The organism is Mesobacillus maritimus, from assembly GCF_023715205.1.
Lineage (GTDB): Bacteria > Bacillota > Bacilli > Bacillales > Cytobacillaceae > Mesobacillus_B > Mesobacillus_B maritimus_C.
In genome coordinates, this window is sequence record NZ_JAMBNR010000004.1 from 103,939 (window position 1) to 122,505 (window position 18,567).

Here is an 18,567-nt window from a genome sequence, read left to right on the forward strand (position 1 = left end):
TAATGAAAAAATAAAAACCCTCCACACTAAGTGGAGGGTAGGCATATATTTCGATTATTTATTATCTTCGTCCATCGGTTCAATAATATTGACGTTGCAAGTAAGATCTGTAACGTAATCCTCAGTTATATTTACATGGACCGTTTCTTTATTTTTCATAAATTTAAAAACACCATTATTAAAGTCGGTTCCTATATCTTTGAAGAAAATTCCTTCGTATTCAACATCTTTCATATGTTTAAAGATGATACGATACTTTTCTCCTTCTTTAATGAGATAGGCACGTACTCCTTTTTCAAACTGACCTTCTTGGTCTCTCAATCCGCGTGATACAGACACGATATGAAGGTCTACAAATGGAATTTCTCTTAGAAGGGAATTAATAATGGATCCTTTTGCTATTTGTTCCCAGCGACTTTGGGCGGTTTGGCCTAGGATGATTTGTGTGATTCTTTTCTCTCTAGCAACCTCAGCGATAACCTTCGAAACAGGGCGTTTTTCATTATCTCTTAAGATAAAGGCGTCGGCACTGTGGAGTTCAGCAATTTCTTTCCATCTTCTAATATAATCAGATTTTTCCGCATCCAATTCATCGAAAGGTTTTGCATCAATGGTCAGGATATAAAGTGGACAATCCATCATATTAGCCATTTTACAACCACGCTGTATGAGCCGTTCACCATTTGGACCATAATACACACAGACGAGGATGCTTTCATCCATCCGTCCTTTCATTCTTTTCAATTTATGTCACCTCAAATTAGCTGGGTTTATTACCCTGTACTCTTAAGCTATGTATGACTATAGCTCATGGTTCAGTTATAGTCAATCACAATTTACAAAATAAAGGAATTGGAAAAATTCCCACTTAAAAGGAGGCGTTATATTGGTTTGGTCTTGGTTTCATGTTCTCATTTTATTTCCATTTCTATTTGCCATTATTGTTCCATTTTTAGATAGATTTTTCAAAACAAGGATTCATACAGGATGGTTTGTGTTATTTGTCCCAGTTATTTTATTTATATCCTTGTTACGCTATATCCCTGTGGTATCAAATGGGGAGACGATTTTGCTAACAATACCATGGGTACCTTCATTAGGCATTAATTTCACCACTTATATTGATGGTTTATCCTTAATATTTGCGCTTTTGATTAGTGGTGTTGGAGCTTTGGTTGTTCTTTATTCTATTTATTATATGTCTAAGGAACGTGAAGCGCTGCACAATTTTTATGTTTATATTTTGCTATTTATGGGCGCAATGCTTGGGGTTGTGTTCTCAGATAATCTATTTGTTTTGTATGTATTCTGGGAGTTAACCAGTATTTCTTCATTTTTATTAATTGCCTATTGGTATGAGCGAAAAAGATCTCGATATGGTGCACAAAAGTCGATGCTGATTACAATTTTTGGTGGGCTTTCGATGCTCGCTGGTTTTGTTATGCTTTCGATGATAACTGATACTTATAGTATTAGGGAAATGATCAATCAGCGGGAAGTCATTGCTGGGCATGCATTATTTTTACCTGCGATGATTTTATTACTTTTAGGAGCTTTTACAAAATCAGCTCAATTCCCATTTAGTATTTGGTTGCCTGATGCGATGGAAGCACCGACACCAATTAGCGCTTATTTGCATTCAGCTACTATGGTGAAAGCAGGCATTTATTTAGTAGCTCGATTCACTCCTGTTTTTGGGGGGAGTGCAGAGTGGTTCTGGATCGTTTCTAGTGTCGGAATCGTTACTTTATTATATGGTTCTGTGACGGCGGTTCGACAAATTGATTTAAAGGCATTACTAGCTTATTCAACAATTAGTCAATTAGGGCTGATTATGAGTTTGCTTGGGCTTGGTTCTGCCGCTGTTTATTATGGGAACGGTGATGAGTCTGCGTTTTTTGCTGTAGCTGTTTTAGCGGCTATCTTCCACTTAGTTAATCACTCTACTTTTAAGGGGAGTTTATTCATGGTTGTGGGCATTATCGACCATGAAACAGGGACGCGGAATATTCGGAGATTAGGCGGCTTGTTAAGTCTTATGCCGATATCTTTTACCGTCGCACTTATTGGAAGCTTTTCGATGGCGGGACTGCCACCATTCAACGGCTTTTTGAGTAAGGAGATGTTTTTTACTGGCGTTTTAAATTCAATGAGCTTGCCGATTTTTGGAATGGAGAAGTTTGGGGTTATTTTCCCTGTTATTGCTTGGATTGCCAGTGTCTTTACCTTTATATATAGCATGATTCTTTTATTCAAGACGTTTGCTGGTCAATATTATCCTGAGAGATTAGAAAAAGAAGCACATGAGGCACCAATTGGGATGTTAATTTCTCCTGTCATTCTGGCCTCTCTAGTCATTGTCATATTCTTTTTCCCAAATGTCCTATCAGACTATGTCCTTCAACCTGCATTAGTCTCGATCTTGCCGGCACTTGCTGATTCAGGCGGGATTGATGTGCAGATTACGGCATGGCATGGCTTAACAACGGAATTGTTTATGACCATTGGAGTTGTAGTGCTCGGAACACTAATGTACCTTACACTTAGAAAATGGAAGGGAATCTATAGCTTTTTCTCTACAGAAGGTAGATTAAACATTCTCTATGACCAAGGAATTGAGAAAATGGAGAGCTTCTCATATGGGTTAACAAACCGGTATATGACTGGATCCGTTCGAGATTATTTGGTCTATATTTTCGGCTTTATGATCTTGATTGTGGGAGGTAGCCTACTACTACTAGACGGTCTAGCATTTAATTTCGCAACTGATGTGCCAATTACGACTTATGAAATCGGAATCGTTATTGGGATTGTTTTATCAGGTCTGATTGTTATCTTTGCAAAATCAAGATTAACCGCAATTATTGCACTTGGAGCGCTTGGATATTTTGTTTCGATCCTATTCGTTCTATTTAGGGCTCCGGATTTAGCGTTAACACAGCTTGTGGTGGAAACGGCAACAGTTGCTCTGTTTTTATTATGTTTCTATCATTTGCCGGAGTTTAAAAAGCGAGGAAAAGGAGTAGGATTTAAACTTACCAATTTAATCATTTCACTTGGAGTCGGCATCTTGTTCACAGCGATTGCTTTATCTGCTGATGCGAATCGTTTGTTCGAACCGATATCTGGATTTTTTGAACAATCATATGAACTTGCAGGGGCTAAAAATATTGTGAATGCAATCCTGGTTGATTTCCGAGGATTTGATACGATGCTTGAGATTGTCGTGTTAATGATCGCTGCACTTGGAGTATTTACGTTGATAAAGTTAAGGCTAGATAGGAGGGATGGAGAAGAATGAAACGACCGAATGATTTATTACTAAGAGCTGTTAGTAAAGTTGCTGTATTAATCATTTTGACCTTTTCCATCAACCTCTTCTATTCAGGTCACCATAACCCTGGTGGAGGATTTATTGGCGGACTAGGAGTAACTGCTGCGTTGATCCTCCTTTTTCTTACCTATGATATTGAAACGGTCACAGATAACCTTCCGGTGGATTTTAAAAAGGTAGCTGCAATCGGTGTTCTAATTGCAGTAGGCACAGGGGCAGGCTCGTTTTTCTTTGATGCAGCGTTTTTAAGTCAAACATTTGGTTATTTTGATATTCCGGTATTTGGAAAGACAGAGTTGGCAACAGCTGTTTTGTTTGACCTAGGTGTAGCCTTAGCGGTTATTGGCTCCGCTGTCACGATCATACAAACCATAAGTGAGGATGAATAGGATGGAGACATTAATGGCTGTCACGGTAGGATTCCTCTTTACCATTGGCACCTATCTGGTTTTGACAAAAAGTCTTATAAGGATTATTTTGGGGACTTCGATTATTGGGCATGGTGTGAACCTGCTTATCCTTACAATGGGAGGGCTTAAAACAGGTGGTCCACCATTGCTTGGTGCGGATGGACTTTCCTTTACAGATGCACTTCCACAAGCGCTTATTCTAACAGCAATTGTTATTAACTTTGCGGTCACGGCGCTGTTTTTGGTACTAGGGTATCGCGCTTATAAAACATTAAGGAGTGATGATATGGAACAATTGAGGGGTATCGAGGATGAATAATGCGCTTATCTTGCCGATCATTATCCCGTTAATTACCGGAGCGATTTTGGTCGCTTTCCGTAAAAATATACAGTTTCATCGCTGGGCCAGTGCAATTGCGCTCATCGCGACAGGTCTAGTGTCGATGTTCTTAATGAATCAAATTACATTACATGGAATTCAAACACTGCAACTGGGAGGATGGGAGGCACCATTCGGAATCTCTTTAGTGGCTGATATGTTTTCTAGCTTGCTCATTCTGACATCAAGTATCGTTGCGTTTGCATGTGTTGTGTATGCATTTCGTTCCATTGGGAAAGACCGAGAAAAGAATTACTTTTATCCACTCTTTCTATTTTTAATCACAGGGGTTAATGGTTCATTTTTAACAGGAGACTTATTTAATCTGTTTGTATGTTTTGAGGTTATGCTGATTTCCTCATATGTTCTTTTATCTTTAGGTGGGACGAAGATTCAACTTAGTGAATCAATAAAATACATTTTAATCAATGTTCTCTCTTCCTCTTTGTTCCTAGTTGGGATTGCTTACTTGTACGCCATTACTGGTACCTTAAATATGGCGCATCTTTCTGTCCGGATTGCAGATTCAGGGCAAGATGGCCTTACTACAACTGTATCTTTGTTGTTTATCGTTGTATTTGGCCTTAAAGCAGCCCTGTTCTTATTCTATTGGCTGCCAGGCTCTTACAGTGCGCCGCCAACGGCAATCTCGGCGATTTTTGCTGCGTTATTAACAAAGGTAGGAATATATGCTTTATTTCGTATGTTCACGCTTATCTTTTATCACGAGCCGCAAATTACTCATTTGCTTTTAGGAATTATGGGGGCTGGCACGATGCTATTAGGGGCCTTTGGCGCCGTGGCATTTTCTGATATTAAGAAAATATTAACCTACAATGTCATTGTGTCCGTAGGATTAATCATTGCAGGCTTGGCATCCGCTAGCTTCATGGGCATGACCGGTTCAATTAACTACCTAATCCATGACATTGTGATTAAAGCTTTGCTTTTCCTCATTGGCGGGACAATTATCAGCCTAACTGGAACGAGTAGGCTGGATGAAGTAAGTGGTCTTATTCGGACTCACCCATATTTAGGATGGATGTTCTTTGTAGCAGTACTATCAGTATCTGGGATTCCGCCTTTGAGCGGTTTTATAGGAAAGGTGCTGATTACTAGAGGTACCTTCGAAGCTAGTTATTTTTGGTTAGGAGGAATTGGCCTAATCACCAGTTTACTTGTACTGTATTCCGTTATGAAAATTTTCATGAATGTCTTTTGGGGCGAAACAAATTTAAGCGTAGAAATGGAAAAAGGCACAACAAATGGGGTTATGTTCCCGATTGTTCTCCTTACTGCATTAACGGTTGCTCTTGGGTTAGGTGTAGAGGGAATCCAGCCATATGTTAACCTAGCTGCCGAGAGCCTAATGAATCCTCGATTCTATATCGAAGCTGTTTTAGGCAGCAATGCAGCATTTTAAAGAAGGCTCTTTTCTCAAAACTTTATTGCTTTCAACAGAAAATACGTCGAATATGCTAGGTTATTCAAAAAATCACCAAATAATATGAGAAATATAAAATGCTACTAAATCGTTAAATTCGGCTTAGCGATCTTAACAACAATTTTGATGAAAATAGCCTTAAACAAATTCAAGAGTATGGACTACTAATAAAATCAAAGGGGTGGATTTAAATTGCCCATCCAAGTGCTATTAAATATATTGATTGCCTTTTTATGGATGTTTCTTCAAGAGCAATGGAGTGCATTATCCTTTATTGGTGGTTATATCGTCGGCTTTATTATTCTATTCATGATTCGTCGGTTTTTACCAACCTCCTTTTATGGAAAAAAGCTCGTTGCCATTATCAGTCTGCTGCTTGTTTTTATTCGTGAGTTAGTGTTATCGAGTATCACTGTGACTAAACAAATCCTGCAACCAAAAATAAAAGTGACCCCGGGGATTTTTACAATTAAAACAGAGTTAGAGGGTGAGCTAGAGGTGACATTGCTATCCTTGCTCATATGCTTAACGCCAGGGTCTGTGGTTGTTGAAATAGCTCCTGATAGTAAAACCCTTTTTGTTCATGCAATGGATATACCTGAATCTAGTGAAAGTGTAATCAAATCACAAAAGATATTTGAAAAAGCGATTAAAGAGGTGACTAGATGATGTTTGAATTTCTTATGAGCGGTTCGTTAATTCTGCTGGTGTTATCGATCTTTGCTTGTCTTTATCGAGTTTGGAAAGGTCCATCCATGCCTGACCGAATCCAGGCATTAGATACGATAGGGATAACGCTTGTTGGGGGAGTCGCCATATTTTCCGTCCTTCTCGGAACACACGCCTTTCTCGAAGTCATCTTAATCGTTGGAATTCTCTCGTTTATTGGTACGATTGCTTTTGCTAGGTCACTCGAAAGAGGTGTTGTCATTGAGCGCAAGAGAGTTGATTGAGTTGATTGGTCCCCTATTTATTTTTATCGGAACAATCTTTACGTTTTTAAGTGCAATTGGCTTGATTCGATTGCCGGATGTTTATACGAGGTCACACGCCGCTTCAAAAAGCACCACTCTTGGCGTTCTTTGTACCCTTTTTGGGGCGTTTCTTTTCTTTGTCATTACAGAAGAGTTTGTTAGCATTCGGTTGTTGTTAGGAATTTTCTTCGTCTTCCTCACTGCACCTATTGCAGCCCATATGATTTGTCGCGCTGCTTATCGGAGTAATGTGGTATTGGCGGAACAAAGTGTTCAAGATGATTTAAAACCTTTTCTAAAGGAAGAAGGCATGAAGGATTAGGTTTGATTAGTATTTTTAGTATCTAGGCATCACAATGAAAAATTGTGATGCCTGTTTTTTATAGACTTTATTCCGGTTAAGCAAAGCAAAATTACCATTTTTCGCGCGTTTTGGAGTCTTTAGTCGGAATACTTCCGTCTATTTAGTCTATTCTTAGTGCTTTTTATCCAGTTAAGGGAAATTTCTCCGCTTATTGATTAAACCAGGCTGATTCCCTCATCTGGGTCCGTGAGGGTTCGTCTTTTTATTGGGAAGTAGAATATTAAGGGGCATTATTCAGGAGGCTCCATAAATGGATCAGTAATGAACCGAGCCATTTAATTTTTTTTCTAAAATGGCGTTGCAAATTGGCTATATTTTTGCGTTTGCACTGATCATGTATTGTTACGCTTGAGTGTGTTATTTTCATTGGTGTAATCAAGTCCCGTCATGTACTTAGTACTTTTGGTCCTAACAATTAAATAATGCAAGATATTATGGGACAAAGTTAAGAAAATTAGCTAAAATAGGAATATGTGCATAATGGGGGTGAGAGGATGCAGAGTATTACACTTAGTTCACTTTTAGATGTCATTGGGGAAGTCTTTTCAGATGAAATCTCGATTGCCGTTTCGAACACAAAGGAGTATATTTACTATCGTCCCAGTAAGCGAATCGATTTGAAAATAAAACCTGGGGATCTTTTAAAAGAAGGGACAATCGCGTACAAAGCGGTCGTAACTCAGCAAAAGGTCTCTGAGTTTATTAACCGCGATATCTTTGGGGTTCCATACCATGGCATGGCCGTCCCGTTTTTACATAACGGGAAAATTGAGGGATGTGTAACAGCGATTTCTCCTGCTTTAACGGAAGGGAAGTCGGTTGTAACGGTGAAAAACTCCGACGGATGGATTCCGATTCCTTTTGCCAACGTGGTGTTTTTAGAAGCGAAGGATAAAAAGACCCATGTTTTTACAGATACTTATTCAGGTACGCATAAGTACTCGTTACAGGAATTTGAATATATTTTACCGAGAGACATGTTTATTCGCTGTCACCGGTCATTTATTGTCAATGTCAATCACATCAAAGAGATTTTTCCTGATTCTCATTCTACATTTTTATTGGCGATGGACAACGGTGAACGAGTTCCAGTGAGTCAATCTTATTCAAGTTATTTTCGAAAGTTATTAGGTTTTTAGTTTCCCAGAATACTAGCTATGGTCTCGTTCATCCCTAAAGTAGCTGGATTTTTCCGAATTTTTCTGTTTTATACGTTTCTAATGCTGTTTTATCAAGAAAAATAGTATTGTATTCCGAAAATTAAGTATACTCACTTTCCTTGGGTAAAATAAAAGTAAAACTATACAAGGAGAGGAAATGGGATGACAGAGAATAAATTAGAGCGAATTCGTAATGAGCATTTGCGTGAACGTGTCGTAACCCCTGAGGAAGCAGCATCATGGATTGAAGACGGAATGACATTGGGACTAAGCGGTTTCACACGTGCCGGTGACGTGAAAGCGGTCCCATTCGCCTTGGTGGATCGAGCGAAAAATGAATCTTTTAAGGTAAATGTTTATACAGGGGCTTCTCTAGGTTCCGATGTTGATAAGTTGTTTGCTGAAGCAGGAATTTTAGGAAAGAGATTGCCGTTCCAAGCCGATCCAACGATGAGAAAAGGCATCAATAACGGAGACTTTCTGTTTGTGGATCAACATTTATCGCATACAGCTGAATTGGTAAGAGCGAATGTGATCGACCCTGTTGATTACGCAATTCTGGAAGCGGTTTCGATTACGGAAGATGGCATGATTATTCCAACAACTTCAATTGGAAACTCACTAACTTTTGCGCAGCATGCGAACTCCATTATTGTCGAGATTAACATGTCTCAATCTACGAATCTTGAAGGACTGCATGATTTATATGCTCCAGGAAAGCAAGGGGAAAGAGATCCAATTCCATTGACAAAAGCGGATGATCGAATTGGAGAACTTGGGATTAAAGTAGACCCTGAAAAGATTAAAGGAATTGTATTCACAGATCAAAAAGATTCTCCATCTACAATTGTTCCACCAGATGAGGAAACTAAGATCATGGCTGATCATCTGTTATCGTTCCTTCGCAAGGAAATTGAGTATGGTCGCTTAACTGAGCGTCTAGCACCACTTCAGTCTGGAATCGGTTCGGTAGCAAATGCGGTTTTACATGGAATGATAGATTCAGAGTTTGAAGATTTAGAGGTTTATTCTGAGGTTCTTCAAGATGCGGTCTTCGATTTGATGGATGCTGGAAAGGTTCGTTTCGCTTCTTGCTGTTCGATTACTTTGTCTGAATCAAAAATGAATGAGGTATTTGGAAATTTTGAGAAATACCGTGATCGTTTAATTATGCGTCCACAAGAAATTTCCAACCACCCAGAAATTATTCGTCGACTCGGATTGATTTCAATCAATACAGCTCTTGAGCTTGATATTTATGGAAACGTGAACTCTACTCATGTGCTTGGAACGAAAATGATGAATGGTATTGGTGGTTCAGGTGACTTTGCACGAAATGCTCGTTTAGCCATCTTTGTGACAAAGTCAATTGCGAAGGATGGAAAAATCTCTAGTATTGTTCCATTTGTTTCACATGTTGACCATACCGAGCATGATGTCGATGTAATCGTCACTGAGCAAGGATATGCAGATTTACGCGGCTTGGCTCCACGTGAACGAGTTGAATTAATTATTGAAAACTGTGCGCATCCTTCTTATAAAAAGCAACTTTGGGATTATTACCAAGAAGCTTTAACGAGAGGCGGTCAAACTCCTCATGTACTTGAAAAAGCTTTCTCATGGCATACCAATTTTGCTAAAAATGGTACAATGAAAGACCTTTCCTTAGTGGAAACTGAGTAAATATTATTTGACAATACTCCATTTCTATCCTAAAGATAGTAGTAAAGAAAATGGGAGTGGGAGAAATGGGGTTACTAAACGATGAATACCAACAGGATGTAGCTGTGAACTCAGGACTACTCCGTGGTTTTAATAGTCAAAATATCTCAGCGGGGCTCATCGCAAGTATTCTGGTGATGACGGGCCCCGCCCTTATTGTTTTACAAGCAGCCGAAGCGGGTGGGTTCACTAATGAACAAACCATCAATTGGATGTTTGCGATTTACTTTTTTGGTGGGTTGTTTTCCATCATCATGCCGCTTTATTTCCGAATTCCGATTACGGGAGGTCACTCGATTACCGGTGCCGCTTTTTTAGTCGCCGTGACGTCTCAATTTACATACGCTCAGTTAATCGGTGGCTATGTGATGTCCGGGCTTGTGATTTTATTAGTAGGTGTGAGTGGCCTTTTCACGAAAATCATTCAATGGGTCCCGAAAGAAGTCATTTCAGCGATGCTTGGAGGCTTAGTCACGGGATATGTCGTCCAAATTGTTCCGTCCGTAAAGGAAATGCCTATAGTGGGGATTGCGGCTGTTGTTAGTTTCTATCTCGGTACAAGATATGTGAAAAAGTTACCGCCAGTGGTGATTACGATTGCAGTGGCATTTCTTGTGCTATTTTTAACAGAAGGGTTGGTCATAGGAGCGGAACAAATTCCGTTTACCTTGCCAAGTCTACAGATGCCAGAATTCACCTTAATGGGATTGTTGACGATTGCGCTTCCTTTAGCGATGCTGATTTTAAGCAACGATGCCGCACCAGGGATTGGCGCATTAGAGAGCGCAGATTATAAACCCCATATTCGGAAAATCGTGTCTTCAAGTGGTGGTTTTTCAATGATTGCCGGTTTTTTCGGTGGACAATGTGCTAATATTGCTGGGATGATGACCGCGATTTGTTCGGGAGCTGATGCTGGAAAACGAGACAAGCGTTATCTAGGTGCTGTAGTATCTGGCATTGTCACGCTCTTGTTTGGAATCTTTGCATGGAAAATTGTCCCGTTCATTCAGTCCCTACCAAGTGCATTTGTGGCAATGGTTGCAGGTTTCTCCCTTATTACAGTTCTTTATAGTAGTTTGCAAAAGGGATTTGCCGGAGAGCGGTATCGATTGAGTGCCTTAACAGCTTTTATTGTCACCTTATCGGATATTCAATTCTTTCATATCAGTGCGCCAGTCTGGGCGTTAATTCTAGGAGCGTTAGTCGCACATACAATCGAAAAAGAAAACTGACACAAAGTTTTAAAGGTTTTTACTTAGGAGTAGTTTTATAATAGAAATAGATGAGGACAATGAGACCCAGCCTAAATGAATAAAGAGTTTAGGTTGGGTCTATTTTGTGTGTTTGACCAGATTCTTAGCGACCAATCATTAAGGAGGCAATACGGATGAAGGTTTTAATAGCTTATTGCTCCTCGCATGGCACGACAACCAAGGCAGCTTTATTGCTAAAGAAAAAGTTAGTCGGGGACGTTGTTGTGGTGAATTTGAATACAACAAAGCTTCAATCGGACCTAGAGTTATTCGATGCAGTGATTATTGGCGGCTCCATCCATGTAGGTGGAATTCAAGGTAAAGTCAAAAAGTTTATGAAAGAAAACGATACTGTGCTGCGGAGGAAGAAACTTGGTCTGTTCGTCTGTTGTATGCGGGAAGGCGAAGATGCTAAACAGCAGCTGGAACATGTCTTTCCAGTAGAGTTGAGGGAGCATGCGAGCAAAATTGGTGTTTTCGGTGGGGAATGTTCAATGTCAAACTTGAATTTTATTGAAAAACAATTGGTGAAAAGAGTCGGCAATGCAGCAAGTAAAATTAATCAGCAAGCCATTGAAGAGTTTGCTCGAGAGTTTAATCTGTACTTTGAAGCAAGTTCACTTGGGGTCTGATCGACTTTGGATCAGGTCCTTTTTTATGTTTGCCATAGTGTGAATAAAATTTGTTTAAAGGCGAATAAATTAGTGCTTACCGGCTTTACCGGCTAAGTAGTACGGGGATTAATATCTGAGCTGAACTTCTTTGAAACAAACTCAACAAGGCTCTTTTCTCACCTTTGTTGCTTTTGGATAGAAATACGACTGAATGAACGATGGTATATAGGAAAATAGCTTGCAAAATTTATTTGTAGCTTACGAAAGGACCATTACTGCGTTAAAATCGGCTTTAGGATTATAACAAGAATCTTTATGAAAACAGCTCTAAAAAAAAAGCGCTATTTTCTATTTGATTATTTTCACAATTTTCGGTACGCTGTTAGAATCTACCACGGTTATTTTCTGTTTCGCTTCATAAAGTAAATAAGAGGTGTATTTATGACGTATGTGTTATTGATAGTGGGTTTTGCGCTTTTAATAAAGGGTGCGGATTATTTCGTTGAAGGTTCATCTAATATTGCTGCACTATTAAAAATTCCATCGCTTCTTGTCGGGTTAACAATTGTTGCGTTTGGAACGAGTTCTCCAGAAGCAACGGTCAGTATTATTGCTGCTTTAGAGGGCAACAGTGAAGTTTCCTTAGGAAACGTCATTGGAAGTAATATTTTCAATATCACCTTGGTGGTCGGAATTACCGCAATGATCAATCCACTACAAGTGGAAAGAGATACAATTCGCAAAGAAATTCCGTTCACACTACTAGCAAGTGTGGCGCTTTGGGTCATGATTAGCGACATCGCTCTTCAGGGACTCAGTGCCAATCAAATTACGAGGAACGAAGGAATCATTCTCCTTCTGTTTTTTGCAATCTTTTTGTATTACATATTTGAATTAGCACGTAATAGTCGGGATAATGATGAGGTAAAGTGCGTTGATACAACTGGGATTACCTGGGGGAAAAACATAATTTTTACCCTTGCAGGGCTTGCGGCGATTATTTTTGGCGGAGACATGGTTGTGGATAATGCAACGACAATTGCCCTATCAATTGGCATGAGTGAAACGCTTGTAGGGTTAACCATTGTTGCAATCGGGACCTCGTTGCCAGAACTAATTACGTCGATTACTGCAGCGATAAAAAAAGAGAGCGAAATTGCGCTCGGGAATATTGTTGGTAGCAATATTTTTAATATCTTGTTCGTCCTTGGGGCTTCAGCTTCAATTGCTCCAATGGCCGTAAACAATAAAATCTTTTTTGACCTCATTTTTATGATTATTTTTACAGTGGTGCTAATGATTTTCTCAAGATCTAAATTCAAAATATCCAAAAGAGAAGGTGCCATTTTAGCGGCGATTTACGTTGGTTATTTAATTTACATTATTATCCGGAATTAACTAAAACTTACCTAAAGGAGTCTAAAGCCTATTCTCATGAGGCTCTAGGCTCCTTTTCGAATTTTAGAAATAGAGTCTGTATTGTGAATATCAGAAATGCCCTTCCATTCGACAAATTTCTACATTATAATCACAGATGTTGTATTTTTTATATTGTAAGAAAATTATAAAAAGGAAAGGGAGTAGAGATTTATCAATGTCTAATCCAAAAAAGCAAGGTATGATTATGCGTTCGTTAAACACAATCGAACGTGTTGGAAATAAATTGCCTGATCCGGTTACGTTGTTCGCGATCTTTGCGCTAGCTGTTATTGTTCTATCAGCAGTTTTCTCAAGCATGGGAATGAACGTGCCAGACCCTGCGAACGAAGGCGAAGTTATTGAGGTTAAAAACCTTTTAAGTTCAGAAGGAATTTTATATTTATTTGAAAGTATGGTTGCCAACTTCACTGGCTTTGCGCCATTAGGTACGGTACTTGTGACCATGCTTGGTATTGGGATTGCGGAACGTTCAGGATTGATTTCCGCAGCTTTACGTGGTCTGGTTACATCAGTGCCTAAACAATTGATTACTGCTGCCCTCGTATTTGGTGGGGTTATGTCGTCGATGGCATCAGATGCTGGTTATGTTGTCCTTACTCCACTTGGAGCGGTATTGTTTGCTGGCTTAGGACGCCATCCACTTGCTGGTTTAGCAGCTGCATTCGCCGGGGTTTCCGGAGGATTTAGTGCAAACCTATTGCTTACTTCACTGGATCCATTATTAGGTGGGATGACGCAAGATGCTGCATCCATGCTTGATCCAGAGTACGCTGGTCAAATGAACTATGCGATGAACTATTATTTCATGATTGTGTCTGTGTTCTTGATTACCATTGTAGGTACACTAGTAACAGAGAAAATAGTAGAACCTAGACTAGGGACTTATGAAGGAAATGTTAAGGAAGAAGTGGACTATCTTCGTCCTGAAGAAAAGAAAGGGCTATGGGGTGCACTAATCTCCATTCTTGTTACTGGAATTGCGATTGCACTTTTAGTAATTCCTGAGGGCGGTCCACTACGTGGTGGCGTAGAAAGCATCATTGATTCACCATTTATGCACGCGTTAGTTCCAGTTATCTTAATTATGTTCTTCATCCCTGGTTTTGTTTACGGGAAAATCACGAAGACGATTAAAAATGACCGCGATGTTGCCAACCAATTGTCAGATACAATGGCAACAATGGGTTCTTATATTGTTCTTGCCTTCGTTGCTGGTCAATTTGTTGCGTATTTCAATGAATCTAAGTTAGGAATTGTATTAGCAGTGAACGGTGCTGAATTCTTAGAATCAACTGGTTTCAAAGGCATTCCATTAATTTTAACATTCATCGTCATCTCTGGATTTATCAATTTATTTATCGGAAGTTCATCCGCGAAATGGGCGATTATGGCGCCAGTATTCGTGCCGATGATGATGGGAATTGGTTATTCTCCAGAGCTAACACAGTTGACATACCGAATTGCAGACTCAACAACAAACATCATTTCACCATTGATGCCATACTTTGCAATCGTGATTGCATTTGCGCAAAAGTATGATAAGAAAGTTGGAATCGGAACACTTATTTCAACGATGCTTCCATACTCCATTGCGTTTACAATCTTCTGGGTGTTGTTATTGATTGTTTGGATGCTAACAGGTCTGGATCTTGGACCAGGATCACCGATTTATTATCATAACTAATCTTTTTTAAAGGCTCTTTTCTCAAACACTGTTGCTTTTCGAAATGAAATAGAGAAAAATCACTTTATTTTCACCTGAAAGGACTTTTTAGATTAGGAGAAAAGGGCCAGCAAACTTAGGACGAATACACAAAATGGCTGAGTTTGCGTTTAAATTGGCTTTAAGATTTTAACAACAATTGTTACGAAAACAGCCTTTTAAAATGCTCTCCACACGCTGCGTGCTTGGGGGGCTTTTTTGGTTTTACTGTAACGGAGATGTCGATAAACCTTGATTTAGCCACCCGAATTTAATCAAACATTTGATTAATGACTGCTGCTCTTCTAAAATAAAGGCTAATTGCATGTAAAAGAATACATGAGTTGTTTTTATATACATAAGGATGTGAGTGATTTGCAACGGCAGAAAATGCCTGTATATGAACAGATAGCAATTGACCTTGCGAACCGTATCTATGATGGCAAGTTAATAGTTGGGGAAAAAATCCGCGGACGATCCACACTTGCAAGCGAATATAATGTCTCTCCTGAAACCGTTCGTAAAGCCATCAAGATTCTAGAGGATGTCGAGATTGTCCAATCAACAAAGGGGAGCGGAGTGGTTATTGCGTCTCGGGAGAACGCTTATCAATATATTAGACGCTTCTCTGGGCTGACGACGATGAAAGAGCTAGAGAGGCAAATGAGAGAGTTGATTAACGAACGCGAACGTCTTGATGAAGAACTCAGCCAAACGGTTGGGAAGGTGTTGGAATTCTCAAGAAAGCTTAGAAATACGAATCCCCTCACACCAGTTGAAGTGGAGGTACCAGAGGACTGCCAACATATTGGGAAAAGCATCTCTGAGTTGAAGTTTTGGCAAAATACTGGAGCGACGATCGTAGGAATTAAGCGGAAAGGAGAGCTTACACTATCACCAGGTCCTTATGCGAGCATTCAGGCTGAAGACATTTTGCTTATTATAGGTGATGAAAAAACGTATGAACGGGTGCTGCGTTTTATTGGGGAATAGCAATACATAAGAAAACAAGGCGGATTGCTCCGCCTTGTTTTTTTAATCAATTAATCCTTCTTCTTTCAAGAAATCATTCGCCACCTTCTCAGGTGATTCTTTTAAATTGTCTACTTTATAGTTTAATTGACGCATTTTTTCATCCGAAAGTTTCCCAGCAAGTAAGTTAATGACTTCTTCAAGCTCTGGGTATTCTTTCAACGTATCTTCACGCACTAATGGAATCGCATAGTAAGGAGGGAAGAAGTTTTTATCGTCTTCTAAAACAACTAATCCGAACGCTTCAAGCAAACCATCTGTTAAGAACGCGTCAATAACGTCGGTTTCTTTATTTTCTAAAGCTGTGTAGCGTAACCCACCATCAACAGCTTCTGTGCCTGCAAATTTCATATCGTATGCATCTAACAGACCTGACAGTCCATCTTCTCGGTTGTTAAATTCAATGGTTGCCCCAATTTTCAACTCATCACTTACCTTGGCAAGGTCAGAGAATGTTTTTAAATCATATTGTTCAGCTGTTTCTGGACGAACCGCTAGGGTATATGTGTTGTTGAATCCAAGTGGTTCTAATGTTTTGAGACCATATTGATCAGAGAATTCCTTTGCTACAATGTCGTACACTTTATCAGGATCTGTCATTGGCTCTTGCTTTAAGATATTGACAAGTCCAGTACCTGTGTACTCCACGTACAGATCAATATCACCGCCTGTCACAGCACTAAATGCTACCTGAGTTCCACCAAGATTTAGTCTTCGGTCAACCTCAATATCTGTCTTTTCTTCAATTAAATCCGCAAGCATATGACCTAACACCATTTGCTCACTAAAGTTTTTTGAACCAATAGTTATTTTATCTTTAGCGTTTACCATTGGATAAACAAAAGCCAATCCAACTGCTAAAACTAAGACAACCGCTGTTGCGGGAATCCACACTTTTTTGCTTACAAATCTTTTTTTCTTTACAGCTGCAGTTGTCGTTCCTTTTTTATTCGTATATGAAATGTTTGACTCGATACGACCAACAACAAAGTCAATTAGCAACGCTAAAATACAGGCTGGAATCGCACCTGCTAGAATCATATTATTATCAACAGTAGAAATTCCGGAGAATACAAGATAACCTAGTCCGCCTGCCCCAACGAATGCAGCAATGGTCATCAAACCAACGGCGGTAACGGCGGAAATTCGCACCCCAGCCATGATGATAGGGAAAGCGAGTGGCAATTGTATTTTCTTCATTGTTTGACTGCTGGTTAACCCAATTCCTTTCGCTGCCTCAAGAATATCGTGATCAATATTTGTTAAGCCAGTATACGTATTTTTTACGATTGGTAAAAGGGAATAAAGAATCACCATCACAATTGCAGGGGTACTACCAATTCCGATAAACGGAATTAAGAACCCAAGTAACGCCAAACTTGGCACAGCTTGAATGACATTTGTTAAACCGATAATCGGTTTTGATAGTTTTTCACTTTTTGAAATTAATATTCCGGCTGGTACACCGATGAGAATCGCCATAAATACGGAAAATACGGTTAAATAGAGATGTTGCCCTAGTAAAGAAAGAATTTGATCATAGTTGCCTGATACATAATCAAAAAAGTTACTCATTAAAATGCCACCTCCAAATCAATTAATTGACTGCTTAAGGCAGACAAGATGCTGCTTCTTGTAATCAAACCAGTCAATTGCTTCGTTTCATTTACAACTGGTAGATAGCCGATTTTATGTTCATTCATTATTTTAAGCACAAAAATTAAATCTTCTTGTTCGGAAACTGCATAGACTTCTTGTTCCATCACGTCATCGAGGAGGGAAGCACGTTCTTGAAGCTTGATTGATTTTAACGTCACCATGCCTAACAGTTTCCTGTCGCGGTCTGTGACCATTAAGCTATCAACCTTGTTTTCTTTCATAATTTCAATTGCCTGTAATACATTCCGCTTCGGTGTGACTTTCACAGGATTTTCAATCATAATGTCATAGGCTTTCAGAACTTCGGGGTTATTCCAAACACGACGTTTGCCAATAAAGTTCTCAACAAACTCGGATGCTGGGTTCTTTAAAATATTTTCTGGTGTGTCGTATTGCAGAATCTCTCCATCTTTTAATAAACAGATTTTATCAGCAATCTTATAGGCCTCGTCCATATCATGGGTAACGAAGATGATTGTTTTGTTCAGTTCTTTCTGCATATTGAAAAGTTCTTCTTGGAGGGAACTTCTTGTAACAGGATCTAATGCGCTGAAGGGTTCATCCATTAAGATGATATCGGAGTTTGTGGAGAAAGCACGTGCGACCCCAACTCTTTGCTGCTGTCCACCACTAAGTTCTTTCGGAAAACGATGCAGAAATTCTTTTGCGTTTAAACCAACTAATTCAAGCAATTCCTCTGTTTTCTTCTCAATTTCCGGAGGATCCTCACCCTTTAACGAAGGAATTAACTCGAGGTTTTCTTTGATTGTCATATGTGGGAATAGTCCAGTACTTTGAATCACATAACCAATATTCCTGCGTAAATCAATTGGATCCATTGTGGTAATGTCTTTTCCATCTACATAAATCTTTCCTGATGATGGCTGCACAAGTCGGTTCACCATTTTCAGCAGGGTCGTTTTCCCGCAACCACTTGGTCCAATAAACACAACCAACTGACCCGGTTCAATCTCTAAACTAAAATCGTCAATGACGGTTTTGCGGTTGTACTTCTTGACGATATTCTCGAATTTAATCATTGCAAACCTCCTATAGATATGTTTTTAACATGAATAA

The 18,567-nt window shown here is 39.4% G+C and carries 17 protein-coding genes; 14 read left to right on the plus strand and 3 right to left on the minus strand.

Translation table 11 applies throughout. The features are described from left to right. Positions 1-54: 54 nt before the first annotated feature. Positions 55-735: a universal stress protein gene (locus tag M3182_RS06920; protein WP_432806607.1), complete on the minus strand. Its 681-nt coding sequence runs from the start codon at positions 733-735 to the stop codon at positions 55-57. 151 nt (positions 736-886) lie between these two features. On the opposite strand from M3182_RS06920, the gene M3182_RS06925 reads away from it, so the two are divergent. The 14 genes from M3182_RS06925 to M3182_RS06990 all read left to right on the plus strand — a co-directional run bounded on the left by M3182_RS06925 (position 887) and on the right by M3182_RS06990 (position 15,792). After that, the gene (locus M3182_RS06925; RefSeq protein ID WP_251557507.1) at positions 887-3,301 is read left to right on the plus strand and encodes a Na+/H+ antiporter subunit A; all 2,415 of its coding nucleotides are present in this window, start codon (positions 887-889) and stop codon (positions 3,299-3,301) included. After that, complete coding sequence (locus tag M3182_RS06930; protein WP_251430786.1) at positions 3,298-3,723, plus strand: Na(+)/H(+) antiporter subunit B; 426 nt, start codon at positions 3,298-3,300, stop codon at positions 3,721-3,723. The genes M3182_RS06925 and M3182_RS06930 overlap by 4 nt, the downstream gene beginning before the upstream one ends. A 1-nt stretch (position 3,724) precedes the next feature. Continuing rightward, entirely contained in the window at positions 3,725-4,063 is a 339-nt protein-coding gene (locus M3182_RS06935; protein ID WP_251430789.1) for a Na(+)/H(+) antiporter subunit C, read from the plus strand. Continuing rightward, positions 4,056-5,546 carry a Na+/H+ antiporter subunit D gene (locus tag M3182_RS06940; protein WP_251557508.1) on the plus strand — a complete coding sequence of 497 codons (1,491 nt, stop codon included), beginning with the start codon at positions 4,056-4,058 and terminating at the stop codon, positions 5,544-5,546. The genes M3182_RS06935 and M3182_RS06940 overlap by 8 nt, the downstream gene beginning before the upstream one ends. A 213-nt stretch (positions 5,547-5,759) precedes the next feature. Further along, positions 5,760-6,236, plus strand: a complete 477-nt coding sequence (locus M3182_RS06945; RefSeq protein ID WP_251557509.1) for a Na+/H+ antiporter subunit E — start codon at positions 5,760-5,762, stop codon at positions 6,234-6,236. Further along, positions 6,236-6,520, plus strand: coding sequence for a Na(+)/H(+) antiporter subunit F1 (locus M3182_RS06950; protein WP_251557604.1), 285 nt, complete (start codon positions 6,236-6,238; stop codon positions 6,518-6,520). The genes M3182_RS06945 and M3182_RS06950 overlap by 1 nt, the downstream gene beginning before the upstream one ends. Beyond that, positions 6,498-6,863 carry a monovalent cation/H(+) antiporter subunit G gene (mnhG, locus tag M3182_RS06955; RefSeq protein WP_251557510.1) on the plus strand — a complete coding sequence of 122 codons (366 nt, stop codon included), beginning with the start codon at positions 6,498-6,500 and terminating at the stop codon, positions 6,861-6,863. Before M3182_RS06950 ends, mnhG begins: the two co-directional genes overlap by 23 nt. A gap of 536 nt (positions 6,864-7,399) precedes the next feature. Then, positions 7,400-8,044, plus strand: a complete 645-nt coding sequence (locus M3182_RS06960; RefSeq protein ID WP_251557511.1) for a LytTR family DNA-binding domain-containing protein — start codon at positions 7,400-7,402, stop codon at positions 8,042-8,044. A gap of 183 nt (positions 8,045-8,227) precedes the next feature. Next, positions 8,228-9,748: a succinyl-CoA:acetate CoA-transferase ScpC gene (gene scpC / locus M3182_RS06965; protein WP_251557512.1), complete on the plus strand. Its 1,521-nt coding sequence runs from the start codon at positions 8,228-8,230 to the stop codon at positions 9,746-9,748. A gap of 65 nt (positions 9,749-9,813) precedes the next feature. Further along, on the plus strand, positions 9,814-11,022 hold the full coding sequence (locus tag M3182_RS06970; protein ID WP_251557513.1) for a benzoate/H(+) symporter BenE family transporter: 1,209 nt from the start codon (positions 9,814-9,816) through the stop codon (positions 11,020-11,022). A 155-nt stretch (positions 11,023-11,177) separates the two neighbouring features. Next, the gene (locus tag M3182_RS06975) at positions 11,178-11,675 is read left to right on the plus strand and encodes a flavodoxin domain-containing protein (RefSeq protein WP_251557514.1); all 498 of its coding nucleotides are present in this window, start codon (positions 11,178-11,180) and stop codon (positions 11,673-11,675) included. A gap of 423 nt (positions 11,676-12,098) precedes the next feature. After that, positions 12,099-13,055 (plus strand): calcium/sodium antiporter, encoded by a 957-nt coding sequence (locus M3182_RS06980; RefSeq protein WP_251557515.1) that lies wholly within the window; start codon positions 12,099-12,101, stop codon positions 13,053-13,055. 196 nt (positions 13,056-13,251) lie between these two features. Then, positions 13,252-14,781: an AbgT family transporter gene (locus M3182_RS06985; protein ID WP_251557516.1), complete on the plus strand. Its 1,530-nt coding sequence runs from the start codon at positions 13,252-13,254 to the stop codon at positions 14,779-14,781. Between the two features lie 393 nt (positions 14,782-15,174). Beyond that, the gene (locus tag M3182_RS06990; RefSeq protein WP_285867323.1) at positions 15,175-15,792 is read left to right on the plus strand and encodes a GntR family transcriptional regulator; all 618 of its coding nucleotides are present in this window, start codon (positions 15,175-15,177) and stop codon (positions 15,790-15,792) included. 42 nt (positions 15,793-15,834) lie between these two features. Here the strand turns inward: M3182_RS06990 and M3182_RS06995 are convergent, their stop codons facing one another. Both M3182_RS06995 and M3182_RS07000 read right to left on the minus strand, forming a co-directional pair. Beyond that, the gene (locus M3182_RS06995) at positions 15,835-17,406 is read right to left on the minus strand and encodes an ABC transporter permease/substrate-binding protein (RefSeq protein WP_251557517.1); all 1,572 of its coding nucleotides are present in this window, start codon (positions 17,404-17,406) and stop codon (positions 15,835-15,837) included. After that, entirely contained in the window at positions 17,406-18,530 is a 1,125-nt protein-coding gene (locus M3182_RS07000) for an ABC transporter ATP-binding protein (protein ID WP_251557518.1), read from the minus strand. The genes M3182_RS06995 and M3182_RS07000 overlap by 1 nt, the downstream gene beginning before the upstream one ends. Positions 18,531-18,567: the final 37 nt, after the last annotated feature.

Bases quoted from the DNA above. Each gene is read 5' to 3' on its own strand.
- M3182_RS06970 (WP_251557513.1), top strand. From the start codon at position 9,814: ATGGGGTTACTAAACGATGAATACCAACAGGATGTAGCTGTGAACTCA.
- M3182_RS06940 (WP_251557508.1), top strand. From the start codon at position 4,056: ATGAATAATGCGCTTATCTTGCCGATCATTATCCCGTTAATTACCGGA.
- M3182_RS06995 (WP_251557517.1), bottom strand. From the start codon at position 17,406: ATGAGTAACTTTTTTGATTATGTATCAGGCAACTATGATCAAATTCTT.
- scpC (WP_251557512.1), top strand. From the start codon at position 8,228: ATGACAGAGAATAAATTAGAGCGAATTCGTAATGAGCATTTGCGTGAA.
- M3182_RS06975 (WP_251557514.1), top strand. From the start codon at position 11,178: ATGAAGGTTTTAATAGCTTATTGCTCCTCGCATGGCACGACAACCAAG.
- M3182_RS07000 (WP_251557518.1), bottom strand. From the start codon at position 18,530: ATGATTAAATTCGAGAATATCGTCAAGAAGTACAACCGCAAAACCGTC.
- M3182_RS06985 (WP_251557516.1), top strand. From the start codon at position 13,252: ATGTCTAATCCAAAAAAGCAAGGTATGATTATGCGTTCGTTAAACACA.
- M3182_RS06960 (WP_251557511.1), top strand. From the start codon at position 7,400: ATGCAGAGTATTACACTTAGTTCACTTTTAGATGTCATTGGGGAAGTC.
- M3182_RS06930 (WP_251430786.1), top strand. From the start codon at position 3,298: ATGAAACGACCGAATGATTTATTACTAAGAGCTGTTAGTAAAGTTGCT.
- M3182_RS06935 (WP_251430789.1), top strand. From the start codon at position 3,725: ATGGAGACATTAATGGCTGTCACGGTAGGATTCCTCTTTACCATTGGC.
- M3182_RS06950 (WP_251557604.1), top strand. From the start codon at position 6,236: ATGTTTGAATTTCTTATGAGCGGTTCGTTAATTCTGCTGGTGTTATCG.
- M3182_RS06920 (WP_432806607.1), bottom strand. From the start codon at position 735: ATGAAAGGACGGATGGATGAAAGCATCCTCGTCTGTGTGTATTATGGT.
- M3182_RS06980 (WP_251557515.1), top strand. From the start codon at position 12,099: ATGACGTATGTGTTATTGATAGTGGGTTTTGCGCTTTTAATAAAGGGT.